Consider the following 16,620-nt stretch of genomic DNA (forward strand, 5'->3'; position numbering starts at 1 on the left):
CGTCTCATTCTCCGGATCGTCCGTCCCCGTAAACGTCGTCGAGGACACCGGGCAGCGCCCGCAGGAAGGCGTCCACTTCGTCATCGCCGAGGTTCAGCGGCGGCATGAGCCGTACGACGTTGGGAGCGGGCGCGTTCACCAGGAGGCCGGCGTCCTGAGCCGCCTGCTGCACCTTCGGCGCAAGCGGCTCGGAGAGCACGATACCCAGCAGCAGCCCCGCACCCCTGACATGTTCGATCAACGGGTGGCGAGAACCGCCCTCGGCGCCCTCGATTCCTTCGCGCAGCTTCTCGCCCGCCCGCTTCACGTTCTCAAGGAGGCCCTCGGAGGCGATCGTGTCGAGCACGGCGAGTCCGGCGGCGCACGCCACCGGGTTGCCGCCGAAGGTCGTGCCGTGGTGGCCCGGCTTCAGCAGCTCGGCGGTCTCGCCGAAGGCGACGGTCGCGCCGAGGGCCAGACCACCGCCGAGCCCCTTCGCGAGTGTGACGATGTCGGGCTCGACGCCCTCGTGCGCCTGGTACGCGAACCAGTGCCCGGTCCGGCCGATGCCGGTCTGCACCTCGTCGAGGACGAGGAGCGTCCCGGTGGCCCGGGTGATCTCGCGAGCCGCCTTCAGATAGCCGGCGGGCGGCACGACGACACCGTTCTCACCCTGGATGGGCTCGATGATCACGAGCGCCGTCTCCTCGGTGACGGCGGCCCGCAGGGCTTCCACATCGCCGTACGGCACGTGCGTGACGTCGCCGGGCAGCGGCAGGAAGGGCTCCTGCTTGCCGGGCTGGCCGGTCAGCGCCAGGGCGCCCATGGTGCGGCCGTGGAAGCCGCCCTGCGTGGCGACCATGTGCTTGCGACCGGTCAGCCGCCCGATCTTGAAGGCGCCCTCGTTGGCCTCGGCCCCGGAGTTGCAGAAGTACACGCGGCCCTTGCGCCCGAAGAGCTGCAGCAGCCGTTCGGCGAGCGCGACGGGCGGCTCGGCGATGAAGAGGTTGGAGACATGGCCGAGGGACGCGATCTGCTTGCTGACGGCCTCGACGATCGCGGGATGGGCGTGGCCCAGCGCGTTCACCGCGATGCCACCGACGAAGTCCAGGTACTCCTTGCCGTCGGCGTCCCACAGCCGGGTGCCCTCGCCGCGGACCAGGGGCAGCCGCGGCGTGCCGTAGTTGTCCATGAGCGCGCCCTGCCAGCGCTGGGTCAACTCCTGGTTGTGCGTCACTGCTCCCCCTCGGTTGACGTATCCGCTTCGTCGGGCACGACCATCGTGCCGATGCCCTCGTCGGTGAAGATCTCCAGCAGGATCGAGTGCTGGACACGGCCGTCGATGACACGGGCGGTGTGGACGCCGTTGCGTACGGCGTGCAGACAGCCCTCCATCTTCGGCACCATGCCGCTGGACAGGTCCGGCAGCAGCTTCTCCAGCTCGCTCGCGGTGAGCCGGCTGATGACCTCGTCGGAGTTGGGCCAGTCCTCGTAGAGGCCCTCGACGTCGGTCAGGACCATCAGGGTCTCGGCACCCAGCGCCGCAGCGAGAGCCGCAGCCGCCGTATCAGCATTGACGTTGTAGACATGTCCGTCGTCCTGGGAGCGGGCGATCGAAGAGATGACGGGGATGCGGCCGTCGGCCAGCAGCGCCTCGATCGCGCCAGTGTCGATCTCGGTGATCTCGCCGACCCGCCCGATGTCGACGAGCTCGCCGTCGATCTCGGGCAGGTGCTTGGTGGCGGTGATGGTGTGCGCGTCCTCGCCGGTCATGCCGACCGCGAACGGCCCGTGCTGGTTGAGCAGCCCCACGAGCTCGCGCTGGACCTGGCCGGCGAGGACCATGCGTACGACGTCCATCGCCTCGGGCGTCGTGACCCGCAGCCCGGCCTTGAACTCGCTGACCAGGCCGTGTCTGTCGAGCTGGGCGCTGATCTGCGGGCCGCCACCGTGCACGACGACCGGCTTGAGCCCGGCGTGCCGCAGGAAGACGACGTCCTGGGCGAAGGCCGCCTTCAGGTCCTCGTTCACCATCGCGTTGCCGCCGAACTTGATGACGACGGTCTTGCCGTGGTGCCGGGTCAGCCAGGGCAGCGCCTCGATGAGGATCTGCGCCTTGGGGAGTGCGGTGTGCTTCCGCGTCGTATTGGTCATGACGAGTAGGCGCTGTTCTCGTGGACGTAGTCGGCCGTCAGGTCGTTCGTCCAGATCGTCGCGGACTCCGACCCGGCGGCCAGGTCTGCGGTGACGACGACCTCCCGGTAGCGCATGTCGACGAGCTCACGGTCCTCGCCGACGCCGCCGTTCTTGCAGACCCAGACGCCGTTGATGGCGACGTTCAGCTGGTCCGGCTCGAAGGCCGCCTTGGTCGTGCCGATGGCGGAGAGGACACGGCCCCAGTTGGGGTCCTCGCCGTGGATGGCGCACTTGAGGAGGTTGTTGCGGGCGATGGAGCGGCCCACCTCGACGGCGTCGTCCTCGGTCGCCGCGTTGATCACCTCGACCTTGATGTCCTTGCTGGCGCCCTCGGCGTCGCCAATCAGCTGCCGGCCGAGGTCGTCGCAGACCTTCCGTACGGCCTCGGCGAACTCGTCGTACTCCGGGGTGACGCCGGAGGCGCCCGAGGCGAGCAGCAGGACGGTGTCGTTGGTGGACATGCAGCCGTCGGAGTCGACCCGGTCGAAGGTGACCTTCGTGGCGGCGCGCAGCGCCTTGTCGAGGGTCTCGCTGTCCAGGTCGACGTCCGTGGTGAGGACGACGAGCATGGTGGCGAGGCCCGGGGCGAGCATGCCCGCGCCCTTGGCCATGCCGCCGACGGTCCAGCCCTCGCCGCCGGCGACGGAGGTCTTGTGGACGGTGTCGGTGGTCTTGATGGCGATGGCGGCCTTCTCACCGCCGTGCTCGCTCAGCGCCGCGGCGGCCTGCTCGACGCCGGGCAGCAGCTTGTCCATGGGCAGCAGTACGCCGATGAGGCCGGTCGAGCAGACAGCGACCTCGCCCGCGCTGTGCGCTTCGAGGACCTCGGCGACCTTCTCGGCGGTGGCGTGCGTGTCCTGGAAGCCCTTCGGGCCCGTACAGGCGTTGGCGCCACCGGAGTTGAGGATGACGGCGGACACCTGCCCGCCCTTGAGGACCTGCTCGGACCACAGCACCGGGGCGGCCTTGACGCGGTTGGAGGTGAAGACGCCCGCGGCGGTCAGGCGGGGCCCGTTGTTGACCACGAGGGCCAGGTCCGGGTTGCCGTTCTGCTTGATCCCGGCAGCGACGCCCGCCGCCGTGAATCCCTTTGCTGCCGTGACACTCACGGTGCGACTCCGATCGTGGAAAGACCCGTTTCCTCGGCGAACCCGAGGGCGATGTTCATGCTCTGGACGGCACCGCCGGCGGTGCCCTTGGCGAGATTGTCGATGGCGCAGATGGCGATCACGCGCCCTGCCGCCTCGTCGTACGCGACCTGCACCTGAACGGCGTTCGAGCCGTACACGGAGGCGGTCGCGGGCCACTGCCCCTCGGGCAGCAGGTAGACGAACGGCTCGTCGGCGTAGACCTTCTCGTACGCGGCCCGGACGGACTCGGCGGTCGTGCCCGGCTTCGCCTTGGCGGTGCACGTGGCGAGGATGCCGCGGGGCATGGGCGCGAGGGTCGGCGTGAAGGAGACGGTGACCGGCTCGCCCGCGGCCGCGCTGAGGTTCTGGATCATCTCGGGGGTGTGCCGGTGGACACCGCCCACGCCGTAGGGCGACATGGAGCCCATGACCTCGGAGCCGAGCAGATGCGGCTTGGGCGCCTTGCCTGCGCCGGAGGTGCCGGAGGCGGCGACGACCACCGCGTCGGGTTCGGCGAGCCCCGCCGCGTACGCCGGGAAGAGCGCGAGCGAGGCGGCCGTGGGGTAGCAACCGGGCACCGCGATGCGCTTGGACCCCTCCAGCGCTGCGCGGGCGCCCGGCAGTTCGGGGAGGCCGTAGGGCCAGGTCCCGGCGTGCGCGGAGCCGTAGAACTTCTCCCAGTCGGCCGCGTTCTTCAGCCGGAAGTCGGCGCCCATGTCCACGACGAGCACGTCCGGGCCGAGCTGCTCGGCGACGGCGGCGGACTGGCCGTGCGGCAGGGCGAGGAAGACCACGTCGTGACCTGCGAGGACCTCGGCAGTCGTCGGCTCCAGGACCCGGTCGGCGAGCGGGAGCAGGTGCGGCTGCAGCGCACCGAGCCGCTGACCGGCGTTGGAGTTGCCGGTCAGGGCGCCGATCTCCACTTCCGGGTGCACGAGAAGCAGACGCAGCAGTTCCCCGCCCGCGTATCCACTCGCTCCTGCCACTGCTGCGCGTACCGCCATGGAACCCTCCTCTTGGATGGCATGACTATACGCTGCGCTGCACTTTTATGCAATCAGATCAGGGTGGCGGTGGGCCCTGGCTGCGGATACGGAACCGCCCCGGCTGGTCCGAGGAACCAGCCGGGGCGATGGGGGTACCTCCCATGCCCTTAAGGCAATGGGGGAGGGTGCGAACAGAGGGCCGTCGTCAGGCGAGCGACGCGACCGCCTCATTGAAGGTCGTCGACGGACGCATGACCGCCGAGGCCTTGGCCGGGTCGGGCTGGTAGTAGCCGCCGATGTCGGCCGGCTTGCCCTGGACGGCGTTCAGCTCGTCGACGATCGTCTGCTCCTGCGCGGTCAGCGTCTCGGCGAGCGGGGCGAAGGCCTTGGCCAGGTCCGCGTCGTCGGTCTGCTTGGCCAGCTCCTGCGCCCAGTACAGGGCCAGGTAGAAGTGGCTGCCGCGGTTGTCGATGCCGCCGACGCGACGGGTCGGGGACTTGTCCTCGTTGAGGAAGGTCGCCGTGGCGCGGTCGAGGGTGTCGGCGAGGACCTGGGCGCGCGCGTTGCCGGTGGTCTTCGCGTACTGCTCGAACGACGGAACGAGGGCGAAGAACTCACCCAGGCTGTCCCAGCGCAGGTAGTTCTCCTTGACCAGCTGCTGGACGTGCTTCGGGGCGGAGCCGCCGGCGCCCGTCTCGAAGAGGCCGCCGCCCGCCATCAGCGGGACGACCGACAGCATCTTGGCGCTGGTGCCCAGCTCCAGGATCGGGAACAGGTCGGTCAGGTAGTCACGCAGGACGTTGCCGGTGACGGAGATGGTGTTCTCGCCGCGGCGGATGCGCTCCACCGACAGCTTGGTCGCCTCGACCGGGGACAGGACACGGATGTCCAGGCCCTCGGTGTCGTGCTCCGGCAGGTACTGCTTGACCTTGGCGATCAGGTTGGCGTCGTGGGCGCGGGTCTCGTCCAGCCAGAACACGGCCGGGTCGCCGGTGGCGCGGGCGCGGGTGACGGCCAGCTTCACCCAGTCCTTGATCGGGGCGTCCTTGGTCTGGCAGGCGCGGAAGATGTCGCCGGCGGAGACGGTCTGCTCCAGGACGACGTTGCCGGCCTGGTCGACGAGGCGGACGGTACCCGTGGTCGGGATCTCGAAGGTCTTGTCGTGGCTGCCGTACTCCTCGGCCTTCTGCGCCATGAGGCCGACGTTCGGGACGGAGCCCATGGTCGACGGGTCGTAGGCGCCGTTGGCGCGGCAGTCGTCGATGGCGGCCTGGTAGACGCCCGCGTAGCTGCTGTCCGGCAGGACCGCGAGGGTGTCGGCCTCCTGGCCGTCCGGGCCCCACATGTGGCCGGAGGTGCGGATCATCGCCGGCATGGAGGCGTCGACGATCACGTCGGACGGGACGTGCAGGTTGGTGATGCCCTTGTCGGAGTCGACCATCGCCAGGGCCGGGCCCTCGGCGAGCTCGGCGTCGAAGGACGCCTTGATCTCGGCGCCCTCGGGCAGGGACTCGAGGCCCTTGAAGATGCCGCCGAGGCCGTCGTTCGGGGTCAGGCCGGCCGCCGCGAAGACCTCGCCGTACTTGGCGAACGTCTTCGGGAAGAAGGCGCGCACGACGTGGCCGAAGACGATCGGGTCGGAGACCTTCATCATCGTGGCCTTGAGGTGCACGGAGAAGAGGACGCCCTCCTCCTTGGCACGGGCGACCTGCGCGGCGAGGAACTCGCGCAGCGCGGCCACGCGCATGACGGACGCGTCGACGACCTCGCCCTCGAGGACCGGTACGGACTCGCGCAGGACGGTGGTGGAGCCGTCGTCGCCCTTCAGCTCGATACGGAGCGCGCCGGCCTCCGAGATCACCGTGGACTTCTCGGTGGAACGGAAGTCGTCCACGCCCATCGTCGCGACGTTCGTCTTGGACTCGGAAGTCCAGGCGCCCATGCGGTGCGGGTGGGTCTTGGCGTAGTTCTTGACCGAGGCGGGGGCGCGGCGGTCGGAGTTGCCCTCACGCAGGACCGGGTTCACGGCGGAACCCTTGATCTTGTCGTAGCGGGCGCGGATCTCGCGCTCCTCGTCGGTCTTCGGGTCGTCCGGGTACTCCGGCAGCGCGTAGCCCTGGCCCTGGAGCTCGGCGATCGCGGCCTTGAGCTGCGGGATGGACGCCGAGATGTTCGGCAGCTTGATGATGTTGGCCTCGGGCGTCTTGGCGAGCTCGCCGAGCTCCGCGAGGGCGTCCGGGATGCGCTGGTCCTCGGTCAGGTACTCCGGGAACACGGCGATGATGCGGCCGGCCAGCGAGATGTCACGGGTCTCCACAGTGACACCGGCCTGCGAGGCGTACGCCTGGATCACCGGCAGGAACGAATACGTCGCCAGGGCCGGGGCCTCGTCAGTGTGCGTATAGATGATGGTCGAGTCAGTCACCGGGTGCTCCGCTCCACGTCTGCAACATTGCTCGACATCAAGATATCTCGTGAGCGGGTTCCTGCCGAAAGGGCCCTGTCTCCGCTGGCGGCGGAAATCACACCATGGGGCGGGACGGGCCGGTCCCGCCCTGCCTTCGCAGCGCGGGACCGGCCCTCCTCGATCCTCGGAGATCAGCCCTCCTTGATCCTCAGAAAGGTGATCGAGTTGGCCGGGAAGGTGTACGTGAACTTGTCGGCGACCCCGTCGAAGGTGGACCTGACGGGCGCGACCGGCGTGGCCGTCTCGGTGTTCACGGCGTCGGGCGCGGCCTGCAGCGTGGTGACGGCCGCCTTGCTGCCGACCTTGGCCCCGCCGAGGTCGATCGCGGTGCGGGCGTCGGCGGACTGGGCGTTGACGACCTTGACGATCAGGTCGCCGGTCTTCGCGTCGCGCGTGACGACCTGGCGGAACGGCTCGGCGGGCTTGTCGTCGGTGAAGCTGCCCCACTCCTGGCCGTCGAGGTACAGGGTGACCTGGCGGCCGCGCACCTTGACGTGGACGTCGTAGGTGCGGCCCGTCTCGATCGACCCGGCCTTCGAGATCAGCGTGGACTTGCCGCCGTCCACGGCCTGCTCGACCGCCGAGGAGGTGTTGTTCCAGCCGCCCAGGTTCCACCAGTAGTAGTTGCCGGTGTCCTTCACACCGAAGGCGACGAGGAAGCCCTCCTTGCCGGACTTCTTGGTGGCCTTCACGTTCAGGTCGTAGTCGTGCCAGGCCGTGTCGCCCGCGGAGACCATGGTGTTCTCGGCGGCCACGTCGGTCTGCACGTACTGCCCGTCCTGGATGCTCCAGCTTCCGCCACCCGTGTGGGTCCACTTCGAGGCGTCGCCCGAGAAGTCGTCGCTGAGCAGCGTGGCGCCGTCCTCCCCGGTGACCTTGACGTCGTCGTACGCGGCGGTGGTCGCCCAGGTCGAGAGGCCGACGGCACCCGAGATGGGGCCGCTGACGTTCGGCGTGGTGGTGGACGTGCTGGGCACGACGCGGTCACCGACGTTGTTCATGAAGAGCTTCTGGACCTCGTAGTTCGCCGAACCCCAGGAGGCGTGGTTGTTGAACCAGACCAGGTCCGGCCGCCACTGCACGTAGTCCTCGTTGGCGAACAGCGGGGCGTACGAGGCCAGCTTGACGACGTCCGCGTTGCGCTCCAGGCCCGTCATGTACGCGGCTTCGGCGAGGCCGTTCTTGAAGGCGTTGCCCCCGGAGGCGTACTCGCCGAGGAAGACCTTGGGGCCATTCCTGTCGTACGAGTCGTAGCGGTCGTTGTTCTGCAGGAACCACTGCGGGCTGTTGTAGTAGTGCTCGTCGACCATGGCGACGTTGGCGTCGCGGTTGAGCTTCCAGGCCGTGTCGAAGGTGGTGCCCGCGTCATCGGGGCCGGAGTTCGAGATCACCGTGATGCCGGGGTACTTGGCCTCGATCGCGGCGCGGAACTGCTTGAAGCGGGCGAAGAACTCGTTCGGCAGGTTCTCCTCGTTGCCGACCTCGATGTGCGTGAGGTGGAAGGGCTTCGGGTGGCCCATCTGCGCCCGCTTCTTGCCCCACTCGCTCGTCACGGGCCCGTTGGCGAACTCGATCAGGTCGAGGGTGTCCTGGATGTGCCGCTTGAGCAGCGCGTCGTCGTCGACGGCCTTGTTCTGCCCGCAGCCGGTCACCAGGGCCGGGACGACGGGCAACGGCATCGCGCCGATGTCCTCGGAGAACTGGAAGTACTCGTAGTAGCCGAGACCGTAACTCTGGTTGTAGCCCCAGAAGTTGGAGTTGGTCGCGCGCTGCTCGACCGGGCCGATGGTGTCCTTCCACTGGTACGAGCGCTTGCGTTCGTAGCCCGACGCCTCGTCGTACCCCTTCATGCTCCCCGTGTTGACCAGGCAGCCGCCGGGGAAGCGGACGAAGCCCGGGTGCAGGGCGGCGACCTTCTCGGCCAGGTCTTTGCGCAGGCCGTTCGGGCGGCCCTTGTAGGTGTCGCGCGGGAAGAGCGAGACCATGTCGAGGCGGGCGGTGCCGCTGCCGTGCGCGGTGACGGCGAGGCGGCCGGCGGTGCTGTCGGTGACCGCGGTCACCGTGCCCGTGTACTTCGCCCAGGTGTCGCCCTTGGCGGTGAGCTGGAGGGAGGGGGCCAGCGTGGTGCCGTCGCTGCTCGCGAGGGACACGGTGAGGGGAGTTCCGTCGGCACTGTCGGTGCGGGCCCACACGGAGAAGTCGTACTTCTTGCCCTTCTCGACCCTGATGCCGGTGTTGTAGCCGGAGTTGACGACGCCCGTGCCGGCGGCCGAGCCGTCGAGGTCCAGGCGGAGGTAGTTGCGGTTCCGCTCGTTCAGCCGGCCGTCGTCGTCGACGACCTGCGCAGTGCCCGAACCGGCGGTCTTCCAGGAGGTCAGCGGCGTGTAGGAGCCGTTGTCCGCGGTGCTGTACTCAAAGGACCGATTCTGCACGAGCTCTGCGTAGAGCCCGCCGTCCGCTGCTCGGTTGATGTCCTCGAAGAAGACTCCGTACATCGTGTCGTCGATCTTCGCGCCCGAGCCCTTCGGGTCGACGGTGATCGAGTAGTCGGTGGCGTCGGCGGCGTTGACGGTGGGGGCCGGGACGACGGCGGTGGCGGTCAGGAGAGCGGTGGCCGTGAGGCCGAGTCTCCAGCGGTTGCGGGTGTGGGTGCGGCTGGGTGACATGGATACTCCGCGGCTCGTTTGTTCGGAATATCGGACGATGGTCAATAGCTCGAACGGCAAGATAGGGAGGGGGCGGGGGTGCGTCAATGGTTCGCGCAGGGACTGTTGTGGCGGAGGACGGCCCCAAGTCTGGGTTGACAGACCTGGATTGACCGGACGTCATGGCCACCTCGGCAGCGGCCTGACCTGCCTGAATCCGGCGCAGGTAGGCTCGGAGCCGGTCCAGCTGACAGGGAGGCGGCAGGCGATGGGCGACTTCTGGCCGGTGCCGGACGTACTGGCCTACCTGGCCGGGAGCTGGGAGGTCGACCGAACCGTACGGGACCTCGCGAGCGGCGCCGAGGGCACCTTCAGCGGTACGACCGTGTTCGGGCCACTGGAGAGCGGCGGCCACGACGGAAACCCCGAGGGCGGCCTGCACCACGCGGACGACGGGCTGCTGCACCACGAGTCGGGCACCTTCGTCTGGCAGGGCACGCCCCGCCCCGCCGAACGCACCCTCCGGTTCCTCCCCGGCCGCCCGCCCGGCACGGCCCTGGTCCAGTTCTCGGACGGCCGCCCGTTCCACGACCTGGACCTGACCTCGGGCCACCATGCGGCGGACCACCCGTGCTCCGCGGACTTCTACCGGGGCGAGTTCACCGTGCAGGGCCCTGATCGGTGGCGGACGGTGTGGCGGGTGACCGGTCCTGCGAAGGATCTGTTCCTCGTCACGGAGTACACCCGGCGGTAGCTGCCAGACGACGCCGAGGCGGGAACCGTGGTCAGGCCCCGCCCCGCATCACCCGCGAAAGCCCCAGCGCAGCCGTCCGCACCGCCGGCGCGAGCTGGGCGGGGCGGTACCGGGCCCTCGGCACGGCCACCGACAGCGCGGCGACGGCCACGGCTCCGTCGAAGACGGGGGCGGCGATGCAGCTGACCCCGAGGGCGGCCTCCTGCTCCTCGTATGCCAGGCCCGACACCTGGGCCTGCTCGATCGCCGTGCGCAGGCGGGCCGGGTCGGTGATCGAGTACGGGGTGAGGCTGGGCAGGGGCTGGGCGAGCACTTCCTCGGTGAGTTCGGTGCCGGAGAAGGCCAGCAGTGCCTTGCCCACGCCAGTGCAGGTGAGCGGGAGCCGGCCGCCGATGCGGGAGGGCAGCGGCAGCACGTCGTGCCCGTGGATCCGCTCGACGTAGACGACCTCGTGGCCCTCGCGGACGCCGAGATGCACGGTCTCGCGGGTGGCCTCGAAGAGGTCCTGCAGGAACGGCAGCGCCGCATCGCGGAGGTCCTGCCTGCGCGGCACCAGCGAGCCGAGTTCGAAGAGCTTCCCGCCGAGCCGGTAGCTGTCGCCCGTGCGCTCCAGGAGACCTAGCCGTACAAGGTCCGCGGCGAGCCGGAAGGCGGTGGTCTTGGTCAGGCCGGTGCGCTCGGCGAGTTCCGTCAGGCGGTACGTCCCGCCGTCCGGACGGAAGGATTCGAGGATAGTGGCGGCCTTGTCCAACATGCTGCCGCCCGAGCTGTTCCGTGTCACGGAACAAACTTTGGCGCATGAACGGCGCCCCGTCTATACCGGAGGTGTCGCAGGGCACGTGCCGCCACCCCGGCTGCCGTATCCCGCACTCGTATCCCGCACCCGTTCCGTCCCCGGAGGTGTCGCATGTCAGCGCCCCGCACCACGTCCAGCACCCCCCGGCGGTGCTCATGAGCGCCGGCGCCGTCTCCCCGGCGGTGACCAAGGCCGCCGACGCTCTGGTGGAAGCCACCCGGACGGGCGTCGCGTGCCCGCCGCTGCGCACCCTCTTCGCCGACGGCGACGTCGAGTCCGCCTACGCCGTGCAGCGGCTGAACGTCGAGCGCGGTGTGGCCGCCGGCCGCCGTATCGTCGGCCGCAAGATCGGCCTGACCTCGCCGGCCGTCCAGGCCCAGCTCGGCGTCGGCCAGCCGGACTTCGGCGCGCTGTTCGCGGACATGGCCGTCGCCGACGGCGGCACGGTCGAGGCCGGGCGGCTGCTGCAGCCCAAGGTGGAGGCCGAGGTCGCCCTCGTCCTCGGCGCGGACCTGCCGCACCGCGACTGCACCGTCGCCGACGTGCTGCGCGCGACCGACTTCGCACTGCCGGCCCTGGAGCTCGTCGACAGCCGTATCGCGGGCTGGGACATCACCATCGTCGACACCGTCGCCGACAACGCCTCGTCGGGCCTGTTCGTGCTCGGCGGCACGCCCGTACCGCTGACGCAGGTGGACCTGCGCGGCGTCCGGATGTCGATGACCAGCGGCGACAAGGTGGTCTCGGAGGGCACCGGCGCCGACTGCCTGGGCGGCCCGCTCAACGCCGCCGTGTGGCTCGCCTCCACGCTCGCGGCCATGGGCGACCCGCTGCGCGCAGGCGACGTCGTCCTGACCGGTGCGCTCGGCCCGATGGCCGTCGCGGCTCCCGGCGACGCGTTCGAGGCTTCCATCTCCGGCCTGGGCACGGTCCAGGTCGCGTTCGCCCCCGAAGGAGACAACCGGTGAGCACCACCACACCCAGCGCCCGCACCAAGGTGGCCGTCATCGGCTCGGGCAACATCGGCACCGACCTGATGATCAAGGTGCTGCGCCTGTCCGAGACCCTCGAGATGGGCGTGATGGTCGGTATCGACCCCGAGTCCGACGGTCTGGCCCGCGCCCGCCGCTTCAAGGTGGCCACCACCCACGAGGGCGTCGACGGGCTGGTGAAGATGGACGAGTTCGCCGATGTGGAGATCGTCTTCGACGCCACGTCGGCCGGTGCCCACCGCTACAACGACAAGGTGCTGCGCGACCTCGGCCGCACCGTCATCGACCTCACCCCGGCCGCCATCGGCCCGTACGTGGTGCCGCCGGTGAACCTCGAGGACAACCTGGACGCCGCCAACGTCAACATGGTCACCTGCGGCGGGCAGGCCACCATCCCGATCGTCGCCGCCATCTCGGCCGTGACCCCCGTGCACTACGGCGAGATCGTCGCCTCCATCTCGTCCCGCTCCGCGGGTCCCGGCACGCGCGCCAACATCGACGAGTTCACCGAGACCACCTCCTCGGCCATCGAGAAGGTCGGCGGCGCCGCCCGCGGCAAGGCGATCATCATCCTCAACCCGGCCGAGCCGCCGCTGATCATGCGCGACACCGTGCACTGCCTGGTCTCGCAGTGCGACCAGGAGGCGGTCACCGCCTCCATCGAGGAGATGGTCGGCCGCGTCCAGGGCTATGTGCCCGGCTACCGCCTAAAGCAGAAGGTGCAGTTCGACCGCGTCCCGGCCGACGACCCGCTGCGCGGACTGCTGCCCGCCGACGCCGCCGGCACGGACGCGGTGAAGGTGTCGGTGTTCCTCGAGGTCGAGGGCGCCGCCCACTACCTGCCGTCGTACGCCGGAAACCTCGACATCATGACCTCGGCCGCGCTGCGCACCGCGGAGCGCATGGCCGCACACAGCAAGGTGGCAACCCGATGACCGCGACCGACACCACCGCCCCCGCCCTGTACATCCAGGACGTGACCCTGCGCGACGGCATGCACGCCGTCCGGCACCGCTACACCGTCGAGCAGGCCCGTACGATCGCCGCCGCCCTGGACGCCGCGGGCGTCGCGGCCATCGAGATCGCCCACGGTGACGGCCTGTCCGGCTCGAGCATCAACTACGGTGTCGGCGCCCACACCGACTGGGAGTGGATCGAGGCCGTCGCCGACGTCTCTCGCAGCGCGATCCCCACCACCCTGCTGCTGCCCGGCATCGGCACCCTGCACGACCTCAAGCAGGCCCACGCGCTCGGCATCCGCTCGGTGCGCGTCGCCACCCACTGCACCGAGGCCGACATCTCCGCCCAGCACATCGCCGCCGCCCGCGAGCTGGGCATGGACGTCGCCGGGTTCCTGATGATGTCCCACATGGCCGACCCGGCCGAGCTGGCCCGTCAGGCCAAGCTCATGGAGTCCTACGGCGCGAACTGCGTGTACGTCACCGACTCCGGCGGCCGCCTGACCATGGACGGCGTTCGCGAGCGCTTCCAGGCCTACCGCGACGTACTGGACCCGGCCACCGAGCTGGGCATCCACGCCCACCACAACCTGGCCCTCGGCGTGGCCAACAGCGTGGTCGCCGTGGAGAACGGCTGCACGCGTGTCGACGCTTCGCTGGCCGGCCAGGGCGCGGGCGCGGGCAACTGCCCGCTGGAGGCGTTCATCGCCGTCGCCGACCTCATGGGCTGGAAGCACGGCTGCGAGCTGTTCCCGCTGATGGACGCGGCCGACGACATCGTCCGCCCGCTGCAGGACCGCGAGGTCCGCGTGGACCGCGAGACGCTGAGCCTCGGCTACGCCGGCGTGTACTCCAGCTTCCTGCGCCACGCCGAGGCCGCGGCCGCCCGCTACGGTCTCGACACCCGCGCCATCCTGGTCGAGATCGGCCGGCGCGGCATGGTCGGCGGCCAGGAGGACATGATCACGGACGTCGCGCTCGACCTGGCTGCGCGCCAGACCGCGCAGGTCTGACCCGGCAGGTCCGATCCGTTGGGCGGGCCGGTGGACGTCATGGCGTCCACCGGCCCGCCGTCGTGTTCAGGCCTGCCCGCTCTCGCGGTCCAGTCGCAGGTTCCACCGCCCGGCGCGGCCGGTGAGCGTGGCCGTCGACAGCGGGCGGACGTCGATGTTCCAGTACGTCGACGGGGGCGCCTTCAGCGCGTAGACGAGGGCCGCGCGGACGACCGCGGGCTCGGCCACCGCGACGATTCTGCCGCCGTCGTCCGCGGGCCGGGTGTCCAGCCAGCGGCCCACACGGGAGATGAACGCGAGAAGGGACTCGCCGCCGTGCGGTGCGGAGCGCGGGTCGGCGAGCCATGCGTCGACGGCGACCGGTTCCCGCGCCGTCACCTCGGAGAGGGTGAGACCGCGCCATCTGCCCATGTCGCAGTCGCGCAGTGCGGGCTGGGCCAGTGGCGTGAGGCCGAGGACGTCGCCCGTGGTCCGGCTGCGTGGGGTCGGTGAGCAGTACCGCAGCTCCGCCGCCGCTAGCGGCATCAAGGCGGGAGCGGCGCGCTGCACCTCGTACCAGCCCTCCCGGTCGAGCGGCCGGTCGTCGTCGAAGCGCTCCGCGAGCAGCGCGGAACTGCGTGCGGCAGCGATGAGCGTGACCCGAACCTGCATGCGGTGATCGTGGTGGGCCGGAATCCCCAGGTCAAGGCTTTACTTTCCGTGCGCACCCGTGCGCCCGCCGGTACACCCGCTCGCGCCTCCCACCGGGTCGCGCGCTGTTCTACCGCAGTTGGAGCACCATCGCTCTACGGCAGCCCGAGCGCCATCCACTTCTCCGGCTTGTCCAGCGCCGCGAAGCCGACCCTTTCGTATACGGCGTGTGCGTCCTGCGTGATGAGCAGGATCCGCCGCAGCCCGTGCGGCCGGAGGTGGTCGCGGACGGCGGCGACGAGTGCCGTGCCCAGGCCCTTGCCGCGGACGGACGGGCGACGTACACGTCGCAGAGCCACGCGAAGGTCGCCTCGTCGGTCACCACGCGCGCGTACGCCACCTGTATCCCCGACACCGCGTCGTACACGCCGAAGTTGAGCGAGCCCGCGACCGCCCCGCTCGTGCTTCTCGAACTCGTAGCCGTCGGGCAGGCCGGGCGCGGCGGGGTTGTCTGTCATGGCGGGAGATTCACAGGCCGGGAACCGCCATGTCGAATCGTTTTGCTGCGTAAACCTGGTGAAGCGCCGTTCGGGGTAAGGGCCGGTGTCGCGGAGAGGGTCCCCGAGGCGCGGCTCGTACCTTCGGCTGGCATGACGCACGTATCGAGTGATCATCCATCCGGCCCCGGCCGCCGCACCGCGCTGGCCGGGCTCGTCGGCACGGCGGGTGCCGTGCTGGCCGCCGGGTGCACGCCCTCGGGCGCGTCGCCCGCGAATGCGCCCACTCCCAGTCCGACGGCGTCGGGCTCCGTCCCGGCGGGCGGTCCAACGCCCGGCGCGATGACGCTCTTCAAGGACCCGGCCTTCAACTTCAGCGGGCTCCTCGCGCTCGGTGGGTCCGGTTACGGCGCCGGTGAGGTGGGCGAGGTACTCACTGCCGTGAACGCGATCAACAAGGCCGGCCTGTCCGAGCAGACGTACACCGAGACGTTCAGGAACCTCGGCGACCAGCTGATGGAGGCGCCCCAGGGCAGCAAGCCCGGGAAAGAGACCAGGCGCTTCCGTGCGCTGCGGGCCGCCCAGTACTACGGCCAGGCGCTGTTCTTCGTTCTCGGCTCCGACGACCCCGGCAGCGAGGAGCAGTTGTACAAGGCCGGGCGCGGCGCCTGGGACAGGTTCTGCGAGCTGTGCGACCCGGCACCGGTGACCGCGGACGTCCCGTACGGCAGGACCCCGCTGCCCGTGTGGTTCTTCCGGCCGGACACCTCGGGCGAGCGGCGCCCCACCGTGATCCTCACGAACGGCAGCGACGGGCAGAACGTCGACATGTGGACCTACGGCGTCCAGGCCGCTCTGGAGCGCGGCTGGAACGCACTCGTGTACGACGGCCCCGGCCAGGGACAACTCCTCTTCGTGGACCGGGTGGTCTTCACACCGCGCTGGGAGACGGTGGTCACGCCGCTCGTCGACTGGCTGGCCGCCCGCTCAGACGTCGACACCGGCAAGATCGCCCTGACCGGGCTGAGCATGGGCGGGTGCCTGGCCCCGAGGGCCGCCGCCTTCGAGAACAGGATCGCCGCCCTGGTGGCGATGCCCGGCGTGCTCGCGCCGTGGCTGGGCTTTCCTCCGGAGATCCGTAAGATCCTCACCCCCGACAAGGCGGAGACCAACGACATCTGGAACAAGGACGTCGTACCCGAGCTGCCTCCGTCCGCGGCCGCGACGCTGAAGAAGCGCATCGAGCCCTTCTCGGCGCCGGCGATGCTCGACGCCCGCGAGGGCAAGATGTTCACCGACTTCTACACCCCCGCCAGACTCATCGAGTCGCTCGACGTCACGAGCGTCGTGGGCCGCATCAAATCGTCCACGCTGGTCCTCGACTACGACGACGAGCAGTTCTATCCGGGCCAGCCGCGCCAGTTGTTCGACAAGCTGACGGCTCCGAAGGACTATGTGAAGCTCACCGCGGCCACCGGGGCCCAGCTGCACTGCTCCCCGATGGCCCCGCAGCAGCACTGCGAGGTCGTGTTCGACTGGCTGCAGGAGAAGCTGTCAGGCAGCTGACCCCTGCGGC

General features: G+C 70.1%; 13 protein-coding genes and 1 pseudogene. 5 read left to right on the plus strand and 9 right to left on the minus strand.

The features are described from left to right. Positions 1-4: 4 nt before the first annotated feature. The 6 genes from ABT009_RS05755 to ABT009_RS05780 all read right to left on the minus strand — a co-directional run bounded on the left by ABT009_RS05755 (position 5) and on the right by ABT009_RS05780 (position 9,424). A complete protein-coding gene (locus tag ABT009_RS05755) occupies positions 5-1,216 on the minus strand; it encodes an acetylornithine transaminase (RefSeq protein ID WP_351289921.1) in 1,212 nt (403 codons plus the stop codon). Continuing rightward, complete coding sequence (gene argB / locus ABT009_RS05760) at positions 1,213-2,133, minus strand: acetylglutamate kinase (RefSeq protein WP_351289923.1); 921 nt, start codon at positions 2,131-2,133, stop codon at positions 1,213-1,215. The genes ABT009_RS05755 and argB overlap by 4 nt, the downstream gene beginning before the upstream one ends. Then, positions 2,130-3,284 carry a bifunctional glutamate N-acetyltransferase/amino-acid acetyltransferase ArgJ gene (argJ, locus tag ABT009_RS05765; protein ID WP_351289925.1) on the minus strand — a complete coding sequence of 385 codons (1,155 nt, stop codon included), beginning with the start codon at positions 3,282-3,284 and terminating at the stop codon, positions 2,130-2,132. Before argJ ends, argB begins: the two co-directional genes overlap by 4 nt. Further along, positions 3,281-4,309 (minus strand): N-acetyl-gamma-glutamyl-phosphate reductase, encoded by a 1,029-nt coding sequence (gene argC, locus ABT009_RS05770; protein ID WP_351289927.1) that lies wholly within the window; start codon positions 4,307-4,309, stop codon positions 3,281-3,283. Before argC ends, argJ begins: the two co-directional genes overlap by 4 nt. Positions 4,310-4,496: 187 nt before the next feature. Further along, positions 4,497-6,716 carry an NADP-dependent isocitrate dehydrogenase gene (locus ABT009_RS05775; protein WP_351289929.1) on the minus strand — a complete coding sequence of 740 codons (2,220 nt, stop codon included), beginning with the start codon at positions 6,714-6,716 and terminating at the stop codon, positions 4,497-4,499. 173 nt (positions 6,717-6,889) lie between these two features. After that, complete coding sequence (locus tag ABT009_RS05780; protein ID WP_351289931.1) at positions 6,890-9,424, minus strand: alpha-L-arabinofuranosidase family protein; 2,535 nt, start codon at positions 9,422-9,424, stop codon at positions 6,890-6,892. Positions 9,425-9,671: 247 nt separating this feature from the next. Between ABT009_RS05780 and ABT009_RS05785 the strand changes: the two genes are divergently transcribed. Next, positions 9,672-10,157, plus strand: a complete 486-nt coding sequence (locus ABT009_RS05785) for a DUF6314 family protein (RefSeq protein ID WP_351289933.1) — start codon at positions 9,672-9,674, stop codon at positions 10,155-10,157. A gap of 31 nt (positions 10,158-10,188) precedes the next feature. Here ABT009_RS05785 and ABT009_RS05790 read toward each other — a convergent pair whose 3' ends face one another. Then, on the minus strand, positions 10,189-10,911 hold the full coding sequence (locus ABT009_RS05790; RefSeq protein WP_351290436.1) for an IclR family transcriptional regulator: 723 nt from the start codon (positions 10,909-10,911) through the stop codon (positions 10,189-10,191). Between the two features lie 197 nt (positions 10,912-11,108). Between ABT009_RS05790 and ABT009_RS05795 the strand changes: the two genes are divergently transcribed. From ABT009_RS05795 to dmpG, 3 genes are read left to right on the plus strand one after another with little or no spacing between them, the layout of a single operon-like run. Next, entirely contained in the window at positions 11,109-11,921 is an 813-nt protein-coding gene (locus ABT009_RS05795) for a 2-keto-4-pentenoate hydratase (protein WP_351290438.1), read from the plus strand. Continuing rightward, positions 11,918-12,880 (plus strand): acetaldehyde dehydrogenase (acetylating), encoded by a 963-nt coding sequence (locus tag ABT009_RS05800; RefSeq protein ID WP_351289935.1) that lies wholly within the window; start codon positions 11,918-11,920, stop codon positions 12,878-12,880. The genes ABT009_RS05795 and ABT009_RS05800 overlap by 4 nt, the downstream gene beginning before the upstream one ends. Continuing rightward, complete coding sequence (gene dmpG, locus ABT009_RS05805) at positions 12,877-13,917, plus strand: 4-hydroxy-2-oxovalerate aldolase (protein WP_351289937.1); 1,041 nt, start codon at positions 12,877-12,879, stop codon at positions 13,915-13,917. The genes ABT009_RS05800 and dmpG overlap by 4 nt, the downstream gene beginning before the upstream one ends. Before the next feature lie 66 nt (positions 13,918-13,983). On the opposite strand, the gene ABT009_RS05810 is transcribed toward dmpG, so the two are convergent. Continuing rightward, complete coding sequence (locus ABT009_RS05810) at positions 13,984-14,568, minus strand: histidine phosphatase family protein (protein WP_351289939.1); 585 nt, start codon at positions 14,566-14,568, stop codon at positions 13,984-13,986. 134 nt (positions 14,569-14,702) lie between these two features. After that, positions 14,703-15,001 (minus strand): annotated as a pseudogene (locus tag ABT009_RS05815) (GNAT family N-acetyltransferase); the annotation flags it as partial. A gap of 196 nt (positions 15,002-15,197) precedes the next feature. Between ABT009_RS05815 and ABT009_RS05820 the strand changes: the two are divergent. Further along, the gene (locus tag ABT009_RS05820; RefSeq protein ID WP_351289941.1) at positions 15,198-16,610 is read left to right on the plus strand and encodes an alpha/beta hydrolase family protein; all 1,413 of its coding nucleotides are present in this window, start codon (positions 15,198-15,200) and stop codon (positions 16,608-16,610) included. Positions 16,611-16,620 lie beyond the last annotated feature (10 nt).

Origin of the sequence: Streptomyces sp. NPDC002896 (assembly GCF_040295225.1) — a bacterium.
Classification (GTDB): domain Bacteria; phylum Actinomycetota; class Actinomycetes; order Streptomycetales; family Streptomycetaceae; genus Streptomyces.